Origin of the sequence: Glutamicibacter sp. NPDC087583, assembly GCF_044743685.1 — a bacterium.
Classification (GTDB): Bacteria; Actinomycetota; Actinomycetes; order Actinomycetales; family Micrococcaceae; genus Glutamicibacter.
Window position 1 is genome coordinate 542,660 of sequence record NZ_JBIUWY010000001.1, and the last position, 18,844, is coordinate 561,503.

Annotated in this window: 13 protein-coding genes; 11 read left to right on the forward strand and 2 right to left on the reverse strand. The window is 59.6% G+C overall.

Annotated elements, in window-relative coordinates; translation table 11 throughout:
• Positions 1 to 53: 53 nt before the first annotated feature.
• The 7 genes from mtrA to secA all read left to right on the forward strand — a co-directional run bounded on the left by mtrA (position 54) and on the right by secA (position 9,955).
• Positions 54 to 734 (forward strand): MtrAB system response regulator MtrA, encoded by a 681-nt coding sequence (mtrA, locus tag ACIOU9_RS02660; RefSeq protein ID WP_105656824.1) that lies wholly within the window; start codon positions 54 to 56, stop codon positions 732 to 734.
• Positions 731 to 2,551, forward strand: coding sequence for an MtrAB system histidine kinase MtrB (gene mtrB / locus ACIOU9_RS02665; RefSeq protein ID WP_105656823.1), 1,821 nt, complete (start codon positions 731 to 733; stop codon positions 2,549 to 2,551). Before mtrA ends, mtrB begins: the two co-directional genes overlap by 4 nt.
• A complete protein-coding gene (locus tag ACIOU9_RS02670) occupies positions 2,551 to 4,254 on the forward strand; it encodes an LpqB family beta-propeller domain-containing protein (protein ID WP_133834291.1) in 1,704 nt (567 codons plus the stop codon). The genes mtrB and ACIOU9_RS02670 overlap by 1 nt, the downstream gene beginning before the upstream one ends.
• Positions 4,255 to 4,323: 69 nt before the next feature.
• Complete coding sequence (locus ACIOU9_RS02675; protein WP_402695972.1) at positions 4,324 to 5,112, forward strand: ComF family protein; 789 nt, start codon at positions 4,324 to 4,326, stop codon at positions 5,110 to 5,112.
• A 169-nt stretch (positions 5,113 to 5,281) separates the two neighbouring features.
• Positions 5,282 to 5,980 (forward strand): ribosome hibernation-promoting factor, HPF/YfiA family, encoded by a 699-nt coding sequence (gene hpf, locus ACIOU9_RS02680; protein ID WP_105656863.1) that lies wholly within the window; start codon positions 5,282 to 5,284, stop codon positions 5,978 to 5,980.
• A gap of 20 nt (positions 5,981 to 6,000) precedes the next feature.
• On the forward strand, positions 6,001 to 7,173 hold the full coding sequence (locus ACIOU9_RS02685; protein WP_166650797.1) for a winged helix-turn-helix domain-containing protein: 1,173 nt from the start codon (positions 6,001 to 6,003) through the stop codon (positions 7,171 to 7,173).
• 133 nt (positions 7,174 to 7,306) lie between these two features.
• Positions 7,307 to 9,955: a preprotein translocase subunit SecA gene (secA, locus tag ACIOU9_RS02690; RefSeq protein ID WP_105661490.1), complete on the forward strand. Its 2,649-nt coding sequence runs from the start codon at positions 7,307 to 7,309 to the stop codon at positions 9,953 to 9,955.
• Here secA and ACIOU9_RS02695 read toward each other — a convergent pair.
• The gene (locus tag ACIOU9_RS02695; RefSeq protein ID WP_105656818.1) at positions 9,952 to 10,476 is read right to left on the reverse strand and encodes an Rv3235 family protein; all 525 of its coding nucleotides are present in this window, start codon (positions 10,474 to 10,476) and stop codon (positions 9,952 to 9,954) included. The two genes, secA and ACIOU9_RS02695, sit on opposite strands and share 4 nt — an antisense overlap.
• Before the next feature lie 40 nt (positions 10,477 to 10,516).
• Positions 10,517 to 11,239 (reverse strand): hypothetical protein, encoded by a 723-nt coding sequence (locus tag ACIOU9_RS02700; RefSeq protein WP_133834289.1) that lies wholly within the window; start codon positions 11,237 to 11,239, stop codon positions 10,517 to 10,519.
• Between the two features lie 77 nt (positions 11,240 to 11,316).
• On the opposite strand from ACIOU9_RS02700, the gene ACIOU9_RS02705 reads away from it, so the two are divergent.
• The 4 genes from ACIOU9_RS02705 to ACIOU9_RS02720 all read left to right on the forward strand — a co-directional run bounded on the left by ACIOU9_RS02705 (position 11,317) and on the right by ACIOU9_RS02720 (position 18,841).
• Positions 11,317 to 11,922, forward strand: a complete 606-nt coding sequence (locus ACIOU9_RS02705) for a hypothetical protein (protein ID WP_146112238.1) — start codon at positions 11,317 to 11,319, stop codon at positions 11,920 to 11,922.
• Positions 11,923 to 12,012: 90 nt separating this feature from the next.
• On the forward strand, positions 12,013 to 12,678 hold the full coding sequence (locus ACIOU9_RS02710) for a flagella basal body P-ring formation protein FlgA (RefSeq protein ID WP_166650796.1): 666 nt from the start codon (positions 12,013 to 12,015) through the stop codon (positions 12,676 to 12,678).
• On the forward strand, positions 12,675 to 13,922 hold the full coding sequence (locus ACIOU9_RS02715; protein ID WP_133834287.1) for a chromosome partitioning protein: 1,248 nt from the start codon (positions 12,675 to 12,677) through the stop codon (positions 13,920 to 13,922). The genes ACIOU9_RS02710 and ACIOU9_RS02715 overlap by 4 nt, the downstream gene beginning before the upstream one ends.
• Before the next feature lie 125 nt (positions 13,923 to 14,047).
• Positions 14,048 to 18,841: an NAD-glutamate dehydrogenase gene (locus ACIOU9_RS02720; RefSeq protein ID WP_105656862.1), complete on the forward strand. Its 4,794-nt coding sequence runs from the start codon at positions 14,048 to 14,050 to the stop codon at positions 18,839 to 18,841.
• Positions 18,842 to 18,844: the final 3 nt, after the last annotated feature.

Below are 18,844 nucleotides of genomic sequence, written 5' to 3' on the forward strand. Positions count from 1 at the left end.
CGGTTTGGCCAGTTGGCTGAAACCTCAAACCTACGGTTTCAGGGGGACATGGGATGAAGGCACGGATTTTAGTCGTTGACGATGACGAAGCGTTGTCGGAAATGATTGGCATTGTCCTGCAAAATGACGGCTTCGATGCCTCATTCTGCTACGACGGTTCCGGTGCTCTGGAAGCATTCCGTGAAGCGAACCCCGACCTGGTGCTCCTTGACCTGATGCTGCCTGGCATTGACGGCATCGAGGTATGCAAGCAGATCCGCGCGGAATCCGACGTTCCCGTCGTGATGCTCACCGCCAAGTCGGACACTGCCGACGTTGTCCGCGGGCTGGAATCCGGTGCCGATGACTACGTGCCCAAGCCTTTCAAGCCAGCCGAGCTGGTGGCCCGCGTGCGAGCCCGTTTGCGTCCAAGCGAAACCCACGCCGCGGAGACTTTGCAAGTTGGCGAAGTGACCATCGACGTGGCCGGGCACCGAGTGACCCGCGGAACCGATGTCGTGTCGCTGACCCCGCTGGAATTCGACCTCCTGGTCACCATGGCCCGCAAGCCATGGCAGGTCTTCAGCCGCGAGCAGCTGCTGGAAGCCGTCTGGGGCTACCGGCACGCTGCAGATACCCGCTTGGTCAACGTGCACGTGCAGCGCCTGCGCTCGAAGATTGAAATTGACCCGGAGAAGCCGCAGATTATCGAGACCGTTCGCGGTGTCGGATACAAGGCTGGTTCGGCAAGTTGAGTTCGCACACGTCGACCGGTGCAGAGTTGGTTCCGGTCGATGTGCATGCCCAGTCGCAGTCCAAACCCGCCCGGTGGAGCAAAATCGAGCAGTGGATCAAGCGTCCCTGGCACACCGCCAAGCTGCGTTGGCAACGCCACCTGCTGTTCCGCACCGTCATTTCGACGCTGCTTTTCACTGCGCTGGCTTTGGTTGCCGCCGGCGCCTTCCTTTCCAACCAGATCGCCTCCACGCTTTTCGAAGAGCGCGTGAACCAGATATCCAAGGAATCGGAACGCGGCCTGGTCCAGGCCCGCTCCATTCTCGAATCGGCTTCCACCACCGATCGCGCCTCCACCCAGGCCCTGGTGAATTCGACCTTGGCTTCCCTGGAAGGCGATGGCGCAACCGTAGTCCGCGATTTCGTGCTGATGCCCATTGCCGGTGACCAAAGCCTTTATGTTGGGCCAATGGCTTCCGGTTCCCTGACCACCCGCGTGATCCCTGGCGATCTCGCGGAGCGGGTTGCAGGGGAGCAAGGCATCTATTGGCGTTCCATCGAGCTGGGTGCCGATACCGCAACCAAGCCCGGTCTCATTGTCGGCACCAAGGTACTGATTCCGCCTGGACGCGAGTACGGACTGTATCTGGTCTACGACCTGTCCAGCGTGCAGGATACCCTCGAATTCATCAATCGTGCGATGGCTTTCACCGGGCTGATTCTGCTGGCAGTGGTTGGCTTCGTTGCGTGGTCGGTCGCCCGTACCGTGGTCCGCCCGGTGGCCGATGCCGCGTATGTTTCGGAGAGGATTGCTTCCGGTGACCTCGACCGCCGAATGAAGGTCGCCGGCAAGGACGAGGTGGCCCGATTGGGGACGGCCTTCAACCACATGGCCCATTCATTGCAAGAGCAGATCACCGCATTGAATAATCTCTCGGCCATGCAGCAACGCTTCGTTTCCGATGTCTCGCACGAATTGCGCACCCCGCTGACCACCGTGCGCATGGCTGCCGAAGTGATCCACGATGCCCGCGAGGACTTCGATCCGCTTACCGCGCGGTCCGCCGAACTGATGTACAACCAGATCGAGCGTTTCCAGCACCTGCTCAATGACCTGCTGGAAGTGTCCCGCTTCGATGCCGGCGTCGCGGTGCTTGACCGTGAGTCAACGGACTTGAACGTCATAGCCCGCAAGGTTATCGATACCGCCACCCCGGTGGCTGATGAATACGGTTCGCTCATCCGCCTGAACGCGCCCAGCGACGGTTGCGTCGCAGAAGTGGATCCGCGCCGCGTCGAGCGTGTGATCCGCAATCTGGTGCTCAACGCGGTGGAGCACGGTGAAAGCAAGCCAATCGATATCACCATCGGCGCCAACCAGAGCGCGGTGGCGATCACCGTGCGCGACTACGGCATCGGCATGTCCGAAGAGGCGTGCAACCACGTCTTCGACCGATTCTGGCGCGCTGATCCGGCCCGTGCACGGACCACCGGAGGTTCCGGCCTGGGCTTGTCGATCTCGATGGAGGACACCAGGTTGCACGATGGCCGATTGGAAGCGTGGGGCAAGCCGGGGGTCGGCTCGGTCTTCCGCCTGACCTTGCCACGCAGCGAGGACCTGGAGATCGCTTCGTCGCCGCTTCCACTGGAACCGCCAGTTCCTGAAAGCCTGGCTACGGTGATTTTGGGAGACAGCTTCCCGCTGACCGGTGAAGTGCCAAAGATCGGATACACGCCGCTGGTTCTTGATCCGGATTTGGATGCGGATTCGCCAGATGACGATGTCACCAATCCGAACCTCGGCAGCAACGAGCAGAAGAAGGAAGGGGAGAGCTGATGCGGAAGAAATTCTTTTCCAGCCTCGCGATCATCCTTGCTGCTGCGCTTGCGATCTCTGGCTGCGCCTCGATTCCTAGAACTTCCACCGTCCAGCAGATTGAAGCCGGAACCGACACTAGCGGGGCTGAAAGCTACAGCTATGCGGCCGATGGACCGGCAGCAGGTGCTGATGCCAGGGCCATCGTCGAGGGGTTCGTCGAGGCTGGGCGTTCGGTATCCGAAGATTATGCTGTCTCCCGCGAATTCATGGACGCGCAGCTGAGCAACACCTGGCGCGGTGATACGCAGACGCTGATCTACGATGCCTTCAATGTGGTCAACGGGGCCGATGCGAACAAGTACACCATCCAGCTCGAAATCACCGGTGAAGTCGACGCGCATGGCGTGCGCACCGACTACCCGGATCACTCGACCCGTGCAGTGGATATCGAAGTCGCCAAGGTAGACGACGAATGGCGCATTACCAAAGCCCCGGACGGCACGATGCTCGAAGCCTCGACGTTCACCAAGATCTTTGCCGCGCAGACCCTGTACTTCTACGATGCGAGCTTCGCCTATTTGGTTCCCGACATACGGTGGTTCACCTCGGGTTCGGGCACCACCACGTCGATGGTGGAAGCCTTGTTGGCAGGACCAGCCCCGTACCTGCAAAATGCTGTCGTCTCCGCTTTCTCGACGGCCAGCGGACTGGTGCGTTCAGCGGTGCCGGTGCGCGATGGCGAAGCGACCATCGATTTGAACTCCAATACCTTCGCAGATGCTACCGACCGGAGCATCTTGCTGATGAAGCAGCAGATGGAAGCCACGCTGACCAGCCTAGCTCCGGTGGACTCGGTAAAGCTGCTGCGGGAGGAAAACGAAGTCAACCTTTCGACCGAAGACACTAACTTCGAGCCGGCTACGTCCAACCCCAGCACGCAGGATACGCTGATCGGCATTTCGGACCAGTACTTGGTCTACGTCAAGGGACTCTCGGTCATTCCGGTGGGCGGCGTCCCGGATATTTCCGGATACAACCCACGGGACCCGGCCATGTCTCCGGTCGGCAATCGCTATGCCTTCCTCAACGGCCGCCGCACCCAGCTGTGGGGGATTGACGACAAGGGCAGCCTGCGCCTTTCGCTGGAGGGCGAGGAGCTCATCCAGCCGTCCATGGATCTGGCCGGCTGGACCTGGACCGCGGATAACGGGGCAGCTACCCCGATCAGGGCGGTCCCTGCCGACACCGAAATGAAGGGTGAAGCCCGTCCAATCGATGTGGCCTGGCTGGAAGATGCCCAGATCGATTCCTTGCGGATTTCCCGCGACGGCGCGCGGGCGCTGATCGTGGCAACCATCGGCAAGACCACGTCGGTTTACGTCGCCGGCGTGATCCGCGATGCTGAAGGTGTGCCCCGCGGACTCACGGATTCGCCAATGAAGATCTATCCAGAAGTTCCGGTGAATACCGCGCTATGGGATTCGGACAGATCCATTATTGTTGCCGAGCTCGGTGATGACCAAGCTGTTGAAGCGGCCCAGATCACCTTCGAAGGCGGCAGCGAGCACCTGCAGCTGCTGTTGGGCATGGTCGGCATCGCTACCGGTGTCGGCAGCCGCCGCGAAGTGTATGCCGAGACCAACGAGAAGCTGTATACCCGCGTGGGCAATTCCTGGCACGAGCTTGAGGATTTTGCCCAGGACGTCGCCTATCCCGGCTAAGCAGGACCTTGCTCCACAGCTCGTTGGCGACCAGACCGATCGACGCGGTTCATCGGCCAGTCTGGCCGTATGGAAATTCCCGAAGAGTGGCTGCGGTACTTCGATGAGCTGTCCCGCAGCAGGCCCATGCGCTGGCTGGGATTCGGCACCAGGGAAATCGCGAACTTCCTGCTTCCGGCCTGTTGCGCGGTCTGCGCCCGGGCAGATTTTCGGCTTTGCCCCGAATGCCGCAGTGAAATCCAACGCCAACTGAGCCTGCCGCCCCTGCCGGACACGCATCATCTCTATGTCGAGCTTCCCGCGCTCGGCCAGCAGCTTGCCGTTAGTTCCTGCGGCGCTTACGGCAAGGAGCTGGCTCGGGCTTTGCTGGCATTCAAGAACAAGCAGCGCTACTTCCTCGTCTCGCTCTTCGCCCCTTATCTTGCTGCCGCGCTGAACGCCGGATGCATCCCGCAGCGCGCGAATCTTCCTACCCTGGTGGTGCCGGTGCCCAGTTCGCTCAAGGCAACAGCGCAGCGTGGCTACTCTCCGGTGAAGACGATGCTCGACCACGGCTTCGCTCGCGGGCTGCTGTCGGCAGATCTAGAGTGCCGCACGCTGCTGCACTACCGCCTCGGTTCCGCCTTGGGCGGGGCGCAAAAAACCAAGAGCGGTTCAGACCGGCGCGGCGGCCTAACCCATTTCGTTGCCGAGCGTGCCAGCGCTAATGGCCAGCCGGTCATCCTGGTCGACGACGTCCTAACCACCGGTTCGACGTTGCGGCACGCGGCCATGGCCTGCCATGAGGCAGGATATGACGTCACCAGCGCGGTGGTACTGGCTTTGACGAGACCGCCAAATAATGCACCTGAACAGTAATTACGCTTACCGCGATCGGAAATTGTGAGCCCGGATACTTGAATCTTGGCCACGGTGGCATAAGGTGAAGTATGGGATGCATCACAGATGCAGCTAAAAGCCCATCTTCAGTCCGAAAGGATGGAACTTTCGGACTGTTGTGTCACCCGACTCCCTATTGGAGGACACCATGGAGCTGAACTACAGCGGACGCAACATCACCATTTCGGATCGTTTCCGTGAGTATGTTGACGAGAAAATCACCAAGGTTGACCAGCTGGCCACCAAAATACAGCGCATCGACGTCAAGGTCCTCAAAGAAGCACACGCTCGTGATCAGAGCACTGCACTGTCCGTTGAATTGACCGTTGTTGGCCGTGGCCCAGCAATTCGAGCCGAGGCTCGCGGCGCTGACAAGTTCGCGGCTTTCGACATCGCGTTCGCAAAACTGCTTGAACGCCTGCGCAAGGCCCGCGACAAGCGCAAGGTGCATCGCGGCAACCACACCCCGCTGGCTGTCCACCAGGCAACTGGCGGCCTGCCTACCGCATCGAGCGGCAAGTCGTTGGTTGAAGAAACCATCGAAGCCCAGAAAGCCGCGGAAGCTGCCGAAGTCGAGGCCAACGCCGAGTACTCGCCAGTGGTCATCCGCCGCAAGTCCTTCCCTGCAGAAGTGATGAGCGTTGATGACGCAGTGGACCGCATGGAACTGGTCGGCCATCCGTTCTACCTTTTCATCGATGAAGCCACCGGCGAGCACGCCGTGGTCTATGGCCGCACCCAGTACCAGTACGGTGTCATCTCCTTGGATCCATCACTGAACTCCAATGAAGAAGCCACCAGGGAAACTCGCGGCTACCGTGACAAAGCCTTGGCAACAGAAGGCTAGTCATCGGAACCACAACTAGCGTGGGCGGCCAACGCATTCTCAGCCTCAAGCAGGCACGAAGAATCGCGTTGGCCGCCCAAGGCCTGTCCAAGGGCAGGAAAGAACAACCCGTCACCGCGCGGAGAATCGTCAGCGCTATCGGCAGTATCGCGCAATTGCAGATTGACTCGGTGAACGTCGTTCGCAGGGCCCATTACATGCCGATGTTCGCCCGGCTCGGCGCCTATGACACCAAGGTGCTGGACCAGCTTCTGGCCAAACCGCTCAGCCCTATCACCGAATATTGGGCCCATGAGGCCTCGGTGGTCAGCTCCGAACTCATTCAAGACCTGCGGGTATGGCAGCGCCGAACCTGGATCGATAAATCAGATGGGTTCTCCGCCGAACAGCATGACCTCTCGGATCGCGTCCTTGAATACCTGTCCAATAATCCAGGCTCCAGCGCCCGGCAAATCAGCCAGGCTTTGGACGTCGCCCCGGTCGGGGAGAAAAAGCATTGGGGGTGGAATTGGAATGACACCAAGTTCGTCACCGAGTCCCTTTTCGCCCAAGCCAGGATCTTGACGCTGGGACGCAACTCCCAGTTTGAACGCCGTTACGCACTAGCCGCGGATGTGGTGGGCACGCAACAGGAACTCGATGCGGCGCAGCGGCACGAGGCCCTCGCCCGGCTGGTTGTCCGGGCCATGGATGCCCTTGGCATCGCCACCGCTCACTGCGTCGCAGAGTATTTCCGTCTTCCGGTGCGCGCGGCGAAAGAAGAGCTCGCCCAGCAGGCACGTGCTGGTCTCATCGAAGAAGTACAGGTTGCCGGCATTGCCGAGCCTTGCTATTTGCAGGCCGGCACCGAGATTCCGCGCAGGATCGATCCTGACCTGCGTTTGCTGTCACCTTTTGATTCGATGGTTTTCAATCGCCGCCGGCTGGAGAAGTTCTTCGGGTTCGAATACCGCATCGAAATCTACGTGCCGGAAAATCAGCGCCGCTACGGCTACTACGTTTTCCCGATGCTTTTCGGCGAAGAGTTCGTGGGCCGAGTGGATCTGAAAGCTGACCGGGCCAGGTCGGTGCTGCACGCAAAGCAGGTGCATTACGAGCAGGGTGTCGACGCCAGTGTCGAGGCTGGATTGCGAGCCGAGCTGGATCGCATGGCGCGCTGGCTGGAACTTGAACGAGTGGAAATCGGGCTGTGAAGGGCCTGTTGATCAAATCGCTGTTCGCTATAAGAACAGCGCAAATGGGATTGAAATAGCCAGATGTGCTGTTTTCCTCACGTAGACTGAAGACGCCAGAAATTACTGTGCTTGAGATATTGGGAGCTACCACGTGGCATCATTGCTAGAACGTATTTTGCGTACCGGCGACAAGAAGATTCTGAAGACTCTTCGTAAGTACGCCGACACGATCAATACGTTGGAAGTCGAAATTCGCGAACTTTCGGACGAAGAGCTCAAGGGTGAAACCGACAAGTTCCGCGAACGTTTGGCTAACGGTGAGACGTTGGATGACTTGCTCCCAGAAGCTTTTGCGGTGGTCCGCGAAGCCTCGGACCGGGTCCTTGGCATGCGCCACTTCGATGTCCAGCTCATGGGCGGTGCTGCCCTGCATCTGGGAAACATCGCTGAAATGCGTACCGGTGAAGGCAAGACCCTGGTCGCTACCGCACCGGCTTACCTGAACGCGTTGACCGGTGACGGCGTGCACGTGGTGACAACCAACGACTTCCTCGCCCAGTACCAGTCGGATCTGATGGGTCGCGTCTTCCGCTTCCTCGGTCTGACCTGCGGCTGCATTCTCTCCAGCCAGAAGCCTGCCGAGCGGCGCAAGCAGTATGAAGCCGATATCACCTACGGCACGAACAACGAGTTCGGATTCGACTACCTGCGCGACAACATGGCGTGGAGCAAGGACGAGCTGGTCCAGCGCGGACACAACTTCGTCATCGTCGATGAGGTCGACTCGATCCTGATCGATGAGGCGCGTACCCCGCTGATCATTTCCGGACAGGCTTCGGGAGATGTGAACCGCTGGTACACCGAATTCTCCAAGATCGTCTCGCGACTGAAGCGTGAAGACGATTACGAGGTCGACGAAAAGAAGCGCACCATCGGCGTGCTGGAGTCGGGCATCGAAAAGGTCGAGGACTACCTGGGCATCGATAACCTCTACGAAGCGAACAACACCCCGCTGATCGGCTTCCTGAACAGCGCCATTAAGGCCAAGGAACTGTTCAAGAAGGACAAGGACTACGTCGTTGTCAACGGCGAAGTCATGATCGTTGACGAGCATACCGGCCGTGCACTGGCTGGCCGCCGCTACTCCGAGGGCATGCACCAGGCCATCGAGGCCAAGGAAAACGTTGAGATCAAGGCCGAGAACCAGACTCTGGCCACCGTGACCTTGCAGAACTACTTCCGCATGTACGCCAAGATCTCGGGCATGACCGGTACGGCGCAGACCGAGGCCGCGGAATTCATGGGTACCTACAAGCTGGGCGTGGTGGAGATTCCCACCAATAAGCCAGCAATCCGCATGGACCAGTCGGACTACATCTACAAGAATGAAGTCGCCAAGTTCAATGCTGTGGTTGAGGACATTGCCGAGCGCCATGCGACGGGACAGCCGATCCTGGTGGGCACCACCAGCGTGGAAAAGAGCGAATACCTCTCCCGGCTGCTCTCCAAGAAGGGCATCCGCCACGAGGTGCTCAACGCCAAGCAGCACGCTCGCGAAGCTGCCGTGGTCGCGATGGCCGGCCGCAAGAACGCGGTGACCGTTTCTACCAACATGGCCGGCCGCGGTACCGACATCATGCTCGGCGGCAACGCTGAGTTCCTGGCCGTGGCCGAGATGGAGCGCCGTGGCCTGGATGCGGAGAACAACCCGGAAGAGTACAACACGGTCTGGGACGAAGTCTTTGACAAGGCGAAGGAAACCGTCGCCAACGAATCGAAGGAAGTTGCGGCGCTCGGCGGCCTGTACGTGCTGGGCACCGAACGGCACGAATCACGCCGCATCGATAACCAGCTGCGTGGTCGCTCCGGCCGCCAGGGCGACCCGGGCGAATCGCGTTTCTACCTGTCGATGACCGATGACCTGATGCGCCGGTTCAACTCCGGGATGGCCGAGCGCATCATGAACAACCCGTCGATGCCAGATGACGTGGCGCTGGAATCCAAGATGGTTTCGCGCGCCATTGAGTCCGCCCAGGCACAGGTGGAAGGCGTCAACGCCGAGCAGCGCAAGAATGTGCTGAAATACGATGACGTGATGAACCGCCAGCGTGAAGCGATCTACGCTGACCGCCGTTCCATCCTGGAAGGCGACGACCTCGAAGAAAAGGTCGGCCACTTCCTGGAAGATGTCGTCAAGGCAATGGTCCTGGAAGCGACCCAGGTCGGCGACCCGGACGATTGGGAGCTCAAGTCGTTGTGGACCAACCTCAAGCAGCTGTACCCGATCGGCATCACCATCGATGAAGTTCTCGAAGAGGCCGGCGGAGTGGGGCACCTCTCCGCGCAGTTCCTGGAACGCGAAATCCTCTCGGATGCCCAGTACCAGTACGAAGAGCGGGAAAAGCTTGTTGGTTCTTCCACCATGCGCGATCTGGAGCGCCGTGTAGTGCTCTCGACCATCGGTCGCAAGTGGCAGGAGCACCTGTACGAGATGGATTACCTCAAGGAAGGAATCGGACTGCGTGCCATGGCCCAGCGCGACCCGCTGGTGGAATATCAGCGTGAAGGCTACACCATGTTCCAGACCATGATGGAAGGCATCCGCGAGGAAAGCATCGGAACCCTCTTCAACTTGGAGATCCCCACCGGAGCTGAAGCAGCTGCCGCGCCAGTGGTTGACGAATCGGCGAAGCCGAAGAACCTGCAGTTCACCGGCCCGGATGAAGATGGCGAAGCCAGCACCACTCGCGCCCAGGCAACGTCGAGCAAGAAGAAGAACAAGAAGGCCAAGCGCAGCTAGATTAGCTCCACATCGGTCACCTGCCACCGTCCGTGCCAGGGCTCAATTTTCAGAGCCACGGCACGGACGCGGTATTTAAAGCCCAAGATGACGGTGCATTCCCAAGAACCTGATATGCACCGGTCCAGGTGCAATGAGATGATCTGCCCGTGTGCCGTGCCCGGCAGCGGCTCGAGCGTGTAGCACTGGGTCTCCAGGAGGGCCCGGCGCCGGAGCTTGGCAATGCAAGAGGGCTCCATCACGAATGCCAGCTGATTCACGGTGCGGTACCCAGCCACGATTTCGAAGACCGCGCGGGCTACTGCATGCGAAATCTCAACGATGGCCCGGTGCTCGCTGCGGTAGACAGCAGAGCGATGGAAGATATTGTCCATTGCCCGACGCAGGTGAGCCGGAGCCTGGCAAGGCTCGGCGGCCGAGGTGGCGCCAGCCGGGTTCGGGTCTGGGAGGTTGGCTGCGTAGATGTCCGGTTGATAGTAGCCGGTGTTGGCGCTACGGGGGCTGATGGCGATGGTGCTCATGATGACTCCTAGTTGGGCGTGGGGAAGTTCTTGAATGCGCTTAGCCGGCTGGCGGTAGTTCAAGTACCGTTCCAACTCGCAGCAGGTCCGGGTCGGTGCCGATGGACTTCTTGTTGCGTTGATAGATCTTTGGCCAATAGGCAGAAATTTCTTCCACGGTGGCCTGGGCACCTAGATGTTCTGCCGCTATGGTCCACAGATTCTGCCCTTCAGCGACGACAACTTCTGTGCGTTGCACCGAACGTTGGCCTGGATTCCTGGCCCCGGGGGATACCAGTGGGCTCAGGGGAACGCTCATGGATTCGGGGAACCATTGCGGGCTCGGTACGGAGTTTTGCTGCGGGCCTGCATAGCTGGCTAGTTCTTGGCTGGCGTTTTCCGCCGGGACCTGTGCCAGGGAAACTGCCAGTGGTTCACCCGCGTAGGCTGCAGCGACTGAAGAGAGGGCAATCGAGGTTCCAAGCATTGAGCCTAGAATTCTTCTGCTCAGTGCGGGGGCGATTCGTTCGAAGAACCGCGCTAGCTTCGGCTTGCGGTGGGTGAACGCCCAGCGGATCATCTGGGCCAAGGCCACGCGCAGCAAGTACAGCGTAAGTAACGCCAGGAACGAAAGGCTGACGAGAAGCCTTATGTGGTCCGCTGTGGCGAGCCCATCGACTGGGGGCCGGAAGTAATCAGATATCCACTGGATTCCCACATAGATAATGACCAATGACGCTGCCGAAAAGAGCAGCAGCACGAATATTTGCCGTTGGCGAGACACCCGAATCACTTCCTTGAATGAATTTTGATGTCATTTGATGTTGTTTGATGTTCATAGTGACACTTAGAGATCGTTTTGTGAATAGGGTTACGCAAAAATGTTTATTCTCGTACAGTGGGCGCATGCGGTGGGATTCACTCTTCGACGACTTGGAGGCTCAGCTAGCAGAACAGAGCCGGGCGCAGCTGCGTGAAGAAATTGCCGAAAACATCAGGGTTGAACGGGCAACTGCCGAACTGCTGCCTACTCTGATGCGGTTCTACGGACACGAATTGAGCCTCCGGCTGGCCGGGGGAAGCGAACTCCGCGCGAAGCTCGGCCCTTGCGCGACCGATTACATCTGCCTGGAAACAGAGCAGGCCCAATGGGTGATCCGCAGTGGAGCGATTGAATCCTTTGCCCTTCCGCCGAGGCGCGCACCTGCGGTGGAACGGCGGGCGCCGGGCCGCTCGGTGAAGTTTTCCTCGGTTCTGCGGGGATTGCTCCGGGACCGCGCACGATGCCATGTTTTTGGCCGTGCGGGCAGCTCCATGGCTGAAGGAACTCTGACTCAGGTAGCCAAGGATTTTTTGATTATTCTGGTGCATCCTCGCGATGAATTCGCCAGAGCCCAGCAGGCCTCAACGCAACTGCTGATTCCACTGGATGCTATCGGATGGGTCGAAGCGATCACTCTTTCGTGATCCACAAGTGCACGCAAGGTCTTTCCAGCAGGACCAAGTTGTCGTAGGCTCACCATCCATAAGCACCTATGCTGGCGGAAGGTCAAAGCCTTGATCACAGAACAGATCGCCCAGGACGCGCGGACAACCTCGGCCTCGCGTGTGCGACGGCCTAGTTGGAAGGACCCACGCCTGGCTCTCGGCGCGGTGCTCGTAGTCGCTTCGGTCGCGGGAACCGTGTACCTGGTCGGCGAATTGCATCAGACGTCCACGGTGTATGTCGCCAGCACCAATATCACCCTCGGAGAAAAGCTGACCAGCGAGAACATGAAAACTCAAGAAGTCCAGCTTGGCGAAACTCTCGAGAACTACCTGCACACAGATGCGCAGCTCGGCCAGGACGCCCGAGCGAACACCTTTATCAGCGAAGGGCAGCTGATTCCAGTCACCTCGATAATGCACAGTGAAGTGGGATCGCGCAGGCCGGTCAATGTCGATCTTCCGGCAGACCTTTCTTCGTCGATTACCCCCGGTAGCTTTGTTGACGTATGGATTGCCAAACGCGAAACCAGCGGCAGCACCTACGGAGTCCCGGAAAAGCTCTCCTCCATGGTCGAAGTCGCCGCACGCGTTGAAAGCGGCGGGGGACTGGTGGGAACCCAAGGCACCAACCTGGAACTGCTGGTGGAACCGAATCAGCTTGAACCGCTGCTTCAAGCGCTGGCAAACGAATCGAGAATTATCGTCGTCTACAACCCGGCCGGGACCGAACAATGAGTATTTCGGTCGTAGTGCTCGGCGACCAGGAGAAAATCGTCCGGCAAATCGAAGGGTACCGCGGGGAACTGATGGTCACCCGCGTCTGCTCCGGCATAGCCGAAGCCATTGCCGCTTGCGATACCGGAATGGCTGATGTGCTGATCGTTGCCGACGCCCAGCTGGTGCCGCCCATGGAACAACTTGATGCGTTGCTGATGCGCCAGACAGCGGTTGTCCTGTTCTTTGACCGGCCCGAAGACTGGAAGCCATTGCCTGATGTCCTTCATCTGCCTGCGGATTCCGGCATGGCCGAGCTGGAAGGACGCATCAGGGGCGTAGTTCAGTCATTGAATCATTCTGGAACCGACGGAACGCTCGCGGTTCCCGAACCGGAGGACGACTCTACGGGCCGGAACGGAAGAATCGTCAGCTTCTGGAGCGCCCCTGGATCTCCCGGGCGCAGTACCGTCGCGCTGAATTATGCGGTGGAAACGGCGGCAGCAGGAAAAACCGTGGTGCTTCTGGACGCAGATACCTACGCCGCCAGCATCGCCATTCAATTGGGGCTCATGGACGAATCGGCATCCATCGCGCAGTTGTGCCGTGCCATCGGCGCCGGCTCGATGGATGTTGCCCGACTCAACGCTGCATGTTCCTTGGTCCAGGTCGGGGAGGCGACCATGCGCGTGGCGACCGGAATCCCGCGTGCTAGCCGGTGGCCCGAGGTCCGGGCCTCGGCGCTGCGGCGAGCGGCCATGCTGCTCAAAGTTCACTACGACCTGGTCGTATTGGATTTGGCTCCGTACATTGAATTGGACGAACAGCTCAGTTTCGATACCCAAGCACCACAGCGAAACGCTGTCACCGTCGAGATGCTCCAGTGCTCCGATGAGCTTTTCATGATCGTGCGTGCCGACAGCTTGGGAATTCCGCGTGCACTTCGCGCCATCGACGAATTGGAGGATGCACTGCCCGGGCTGAATCCGAAAATCGTCTTCAACCGCGTGGGAGCCAGCAGTACCGGGCGCAGCCCGAAGCGCAGGTTGATTGAAGCGTGGGACCGGTTTGGGCCGACGCACCAAATCGCAGGGTATCTGCCCGAGGACAGCGCCGCGTGCAACGCGGCAGTGCTGGGAGGAAGCCCATTGCTCGAAATCGCACCTCGGTGCCTATTGCGTATGGAAATACGGTCTTTGGCCGGCATAAATTCCACGGATTCACCCAAGAAATGGAATAGTCGTCGATTTCACTCCGAAGCTTGAACCCCAGAGGTGAAAACCGAGTAATGTGGGTAAAACTAGAGATCCGCAAAGGCGCGGGTTGATCGAACTTTGTTCTTGGAGGCGTTCTTTTGAACTCGTCGGAATCCAGCATGTCAGAATCATTCATGGATGAGACACTCACCTCGAAATTGGTGAGCGAGTACTATGGCCAAATTGCGACCGAAGACGTGGCGGCCTACCGGCCAGACGAACTCGAAGCTCGCGTGGCAGCACATCTGGAAATCGGGTATCAGCGTGATGCTGAAAACGCTAATGTCGCCATTACCCGCAACAACGGAATTTCAGTGGTCCACATCGTCACCGATGACATGCCATTCCTTGTTGATTCGGTAACTGCCGCACTAGTGCAGCTGAATTCACCAATTCAGCTGGTAGTGCATCCGACGTTCGTTGTCTCCCGCAAGACCGAGACCGGCGAAATTTCAAAGATCAGCCATGCTGGTCTGCAGCATGTTGCCAGCGGTGACACCGCTGCGCTCTCGGATTTGAGCACCCTGATTTCGGCCGGTGCAGAAACCCGCATCGAATCGTGGATTTCAGTCGAGCTCGCTCGCGAGCTCAGCGATGAGCAGGCCAAGGAATTTGTTGAGCGCCTCTATAGCGTTCTGGCAGATGTGCGTGTTGCAGTGAAGGACTGGCCGGCCATGCTGGACCGGGCCAAGGATATTGCGCAGAGCCTTCCGCAGACTCCGAAGGCTGAGGAAATCGCCGAGGTGCAGCAGGCATCGGAGCTGCTGGACTGGTTAGCTGACGGAAAGTTCACGTTCCTGGGCTACCGCGACTACTCGCTGGAAACCATCAACGGCGAAGACGTCCTGGTCGCCCGCCCAGGCAGCGGCTTGGGACTGATGCGCGATCTGGCGGACCAAGGTCCACAGCACCTGACCAAGCGCGGCCGCATCACCGCTCGCGACAAGCGTGCGCTGATCGTGACCAAGGCGAACTCCCGTTCCACCGTTCACCGTGGCGTGTACCTGGACTATGTCGGAGTCAAGAGCTTCGATGCCAATGGCGAAGTCAACGGCGAACGCCGTTTCATCGGCCTCTTCTCCTCCAGTGTTTACACCTCGAGCGTGAAGACCGTCCCGCTGGTACGCGAAAAGGTTGAAGCGGTGCTGAAGCGCACCGGCTTCGCGCCTGATTCCCACTCGGGCAAGGACATCACCACCATTCTGGAAAGCTACCCACGCGATGAGATGTTCCAGATCTCTGTCGACGAGTTGACCAAGATTGCCCTCGGTATCCTGCGCCTGCAGGAACGCCGCCGCACCTCGGTCTTCCTTCGCAAGGACGACTACGGCCGCTTCGTCACTGCCATGGTGTTCCTGCCACGTGATCGTTTCTCCACCGCAGTGCGCCTGCGGGTGGAGCAGGAGCTGCAGCGCAGCTTCAACGCAGAATCCGTTGAATATGAAGCGCAGCTGGGTGCCGGCGCGCTCGTTCGCTTGTTCTACCGGCTGCGCCTGCAACGCCACGGACTGGCCCCCGTGGTTGACCGCAAGGCACTGGAGGATCGTATTGCCAAGGCCGTGCGCTCCTGGTCTGACGCCATCGTTGACACCGCCCGCGCGCGCCTGGAACTGGGCGATGCCAACACGCTGTCCAATGCTTGGGCCGAAGCTTTCCCGGCTTCCTACAAGGTGCAGTTCGAAATCGAAGATGCGCTGAAGGATATTGACCTGCTCACCGAGTTGAGCAGTCCGGAAGTCGATGGCCCGGTTGTCTCCTTCTACGATGACGAGAAGCAGGATGAGGATTCTGCTGTTTCCAAGCGCATGAAGATCTATGTGACCAAGCCGCTGCTGCTCTCGCGCATACTGCCAGTTCTGCAGCATCTGGGTCTGGAAGTCGTCGATGAACGCCCCTACGAGCTGAATCCAGAAGGAATCGGCGAACGCTACATCTACGACATGGGCCTGAAGATCGATGAGGAGATCAACTTCCAGGCCGTGGAAGCCAAGCTGGCTGAGGCCTACTGCGCAGTGGTCCGCAACCTCGCCGAATCCGACAGCCTTAACGCACTGGTGCTGCACGAGGGACTCACGTGGGAGGAAGTCTCGATGCTTCGTGCCTACGCCCACTACCTGCTGCAGCTCGGGGTTCCGAACTCCACTGGCTTCATCGCCAGCACCCTGGTTGGCAACCCGTCAGTCACCCACGCCATTGTGGAGCTGTTCCAGGCCACCTTCGACCCGCAGCTGAGCTCCGTGGCTTCGGAAGCTGCTCGGCAGAAGGCGCACGCAAAGGTCGCCGAAGCGCTGGAATCCGTGCCAACGTTGGATGCCGACACCTTGCTGCGCCGTTTCGTGAAGGTGATCGAAGCGACCAAACGCACCAACTACTTCACCACCCACAAGGCACTGGCATTCAAGCTGGCCCCGGAAGAGATCGATTTCGCGCCATTCCCGCGTCCGAAGCACGAACTGTGGGTCTACTCGCCGCGTGTTGAGGGTACCCACTTCCGCTTCGGCGCCGTGGCCCGCGGTGGCCTGCGCTGGTCCGATCGCCGAGAAGATTTCCGTACGGAAGTGCTAGGTCTGGTCAAGGCCCAGATGGTCAAGAACTCCGTCATCGTGCCAACTGGTGCCAAGGGCGGTTTCTACGCCAAGCAGCTTCCCAATCCAGCTCTCGACCGCGGTGCATGGATGGAAGAAGGCAAGGGCGCGTACAAGGTCTTCATCCGCACCCTGCTGGAGCTGACCGACAACATGGTTACCGACGAAAACGGTGAGCACATCGAAGCCCCTGCCAACGTGGTTCGTCGCGATGGCGATGATTCCTACCTGGTGGTCGCTGCCGACAAGGGCACCGCGAGCTTCTCCGATATCGCCAACTCGATCTCGGCCGACAAGGGCCACTGGCTGGGCGATGCCTTTGCTTCGGGCGGCTCGGTGGGCTACGACCACAAGGGCATGGGCATCACCGCACGCGGCGCCTGGGAATCGGTGAAGCGCCACTTCTTCGAGTTGGGCATCGACACCCAGAAGGACGAATTCACCGCCGTCGGCGTGGGCGATATGTCCGGAGACGTGTTCGGCAACGGTTTGCGCCGTACCCCCACCGTGAAGCTGGTGGCGGCCTTCGACCACCGTGATATCTTCCTGGATCCGAACCCGAATCCCCAGGTCGCCTTTGACGAGCGCCAGCGCCTGTATGATCTGCCACGCTCCAGCTGGGCAGACTACAACAAGGAGCTGCTCTCGGCCGGAGGCGGCGTGTACTCGCGCAGCCTCAAGTCCGTGCCGGTTAGCGCCGAGGTCCGCGAGGTCCTGGGATTGGACGCCGGCACCACCAAGCTGAGCCCTAACGAACTGCTCAAGGCCATCCTCTCAGCGCCAGTGGACCTGCTCTACAACGGCGGTATTGGTACCTACGTGAAGTCAGCGGCTGAAACCCACGGCCAGGTCGGCGACCGAGCCAACGACGCCATCCGCGTCGACGGCGCAGATCTGCGCGTGAAAGTTGTTGGCGAAGGCGGCAACTTGGGCATGACCCAGCTGGGCCGTATTGAGGCAGCCCGCAAGGGCGTCCTGCTGAACACCGATGCCATTGACAACTCTGCTGGCGTGGACACTTCTGACCGCGAAGTGAACATCAAGATCTTCGTGGACCGCCAGATCAAGGCGGGCAATCTCACCGAGGCTGAACGCACGGAGTTCCTGCTCTCGATGACCGATAACATCGGTGATCTGGTGCTGACGACCAACTTCGAACAGAACGTGTTGTTGCTCAATGAGAAGCATGCGGCACTGACCTGGACACCAGCGTACGAGCGCCTGATGCAGTGGCTGGAAGCCCATGCTGACTTGAACCGTGGCTTGGAGTTCTTGCCAAACGCGGATCAGCTGGAAGAGCGCCGCGCCGCTGGCGAGGCGATGACCACCCCAGAGCTCTCGGTGCTGGCCGCATACGCGAAGATCCAGCTGGCGAACGCGCTGACCGAATCCGATCTCGCCGATGATCCGTACTTCACCCGGACCCTGCGCCGCTACTTCCCAACCAAGTTGGTAGAGCGTTTCGGGGATCAGCTCGAAAGCCATCCGTTGCGCCGAGAAATCATCGCGACCGTGATCGCCAACGACATCGTGAACATGGGCGGCATCACCTACGTCTTCCGTGCCATGGAAGAAACCAGTGCCAGCGAAGTCCAGATTGCCAAGGTCTTCTGCGCGCTGCGTGAGATCTACGGATTCGACCGCCAGTTCGATGCGATCAATGCACAGCCTGCCGGAACCGATCTGGAACACTGGGGCCGCCAGCACCACGACATGCGCCGCCTGCTGGACCGTGCCACCCGCTGGTTCATCAACCGCGTCGATCAGGAACTGCTGGTCACCGAAGCGGTCAAACGCTACGAAGCGACGGTTACCGAACTGCGTGAGGCCCTGCCAACCTTGGTTCGGGGCACTGACCTCCAGAGATTCCAGGAGTGGCGTGAAGAGGCCATGGACCAGGGGATCCCGGAGCGTCGTGCCAGCATGTGGGCGACTCAGTTCGAATCCTACGCGCTGCTGGACGTGGCAGAATATGTGCACCGCACCGGGACCGCTCCGGTCAAGGTTGCAGAAACATACTACGTGCTCTACGACTTGTTCGATGTGGACAGCCTGCTGAATCGCATCACCAACCTTCCTCGCTCGGATCGTTGGCAGGCGCTGGCTCGTGCCGCAATGCGCGATGACCTGTACACCACGATCATCGACCTGACCGGCAACATCCTGGATGCCCACGGCGATATTGCTGACCCGGCAGAGCGTGTTGCTGCATGGGAAGAGGCAAACGCGGCTAACCTTGATCGTGCGAAGACTATGTTCGCGGAAGTGAACAGCCTGGAACGAGACGACATGGCTTCACTTTCCGTGGCACTTCGCCTCTTGCGTTCCATCGTCCGAAGGTAAATA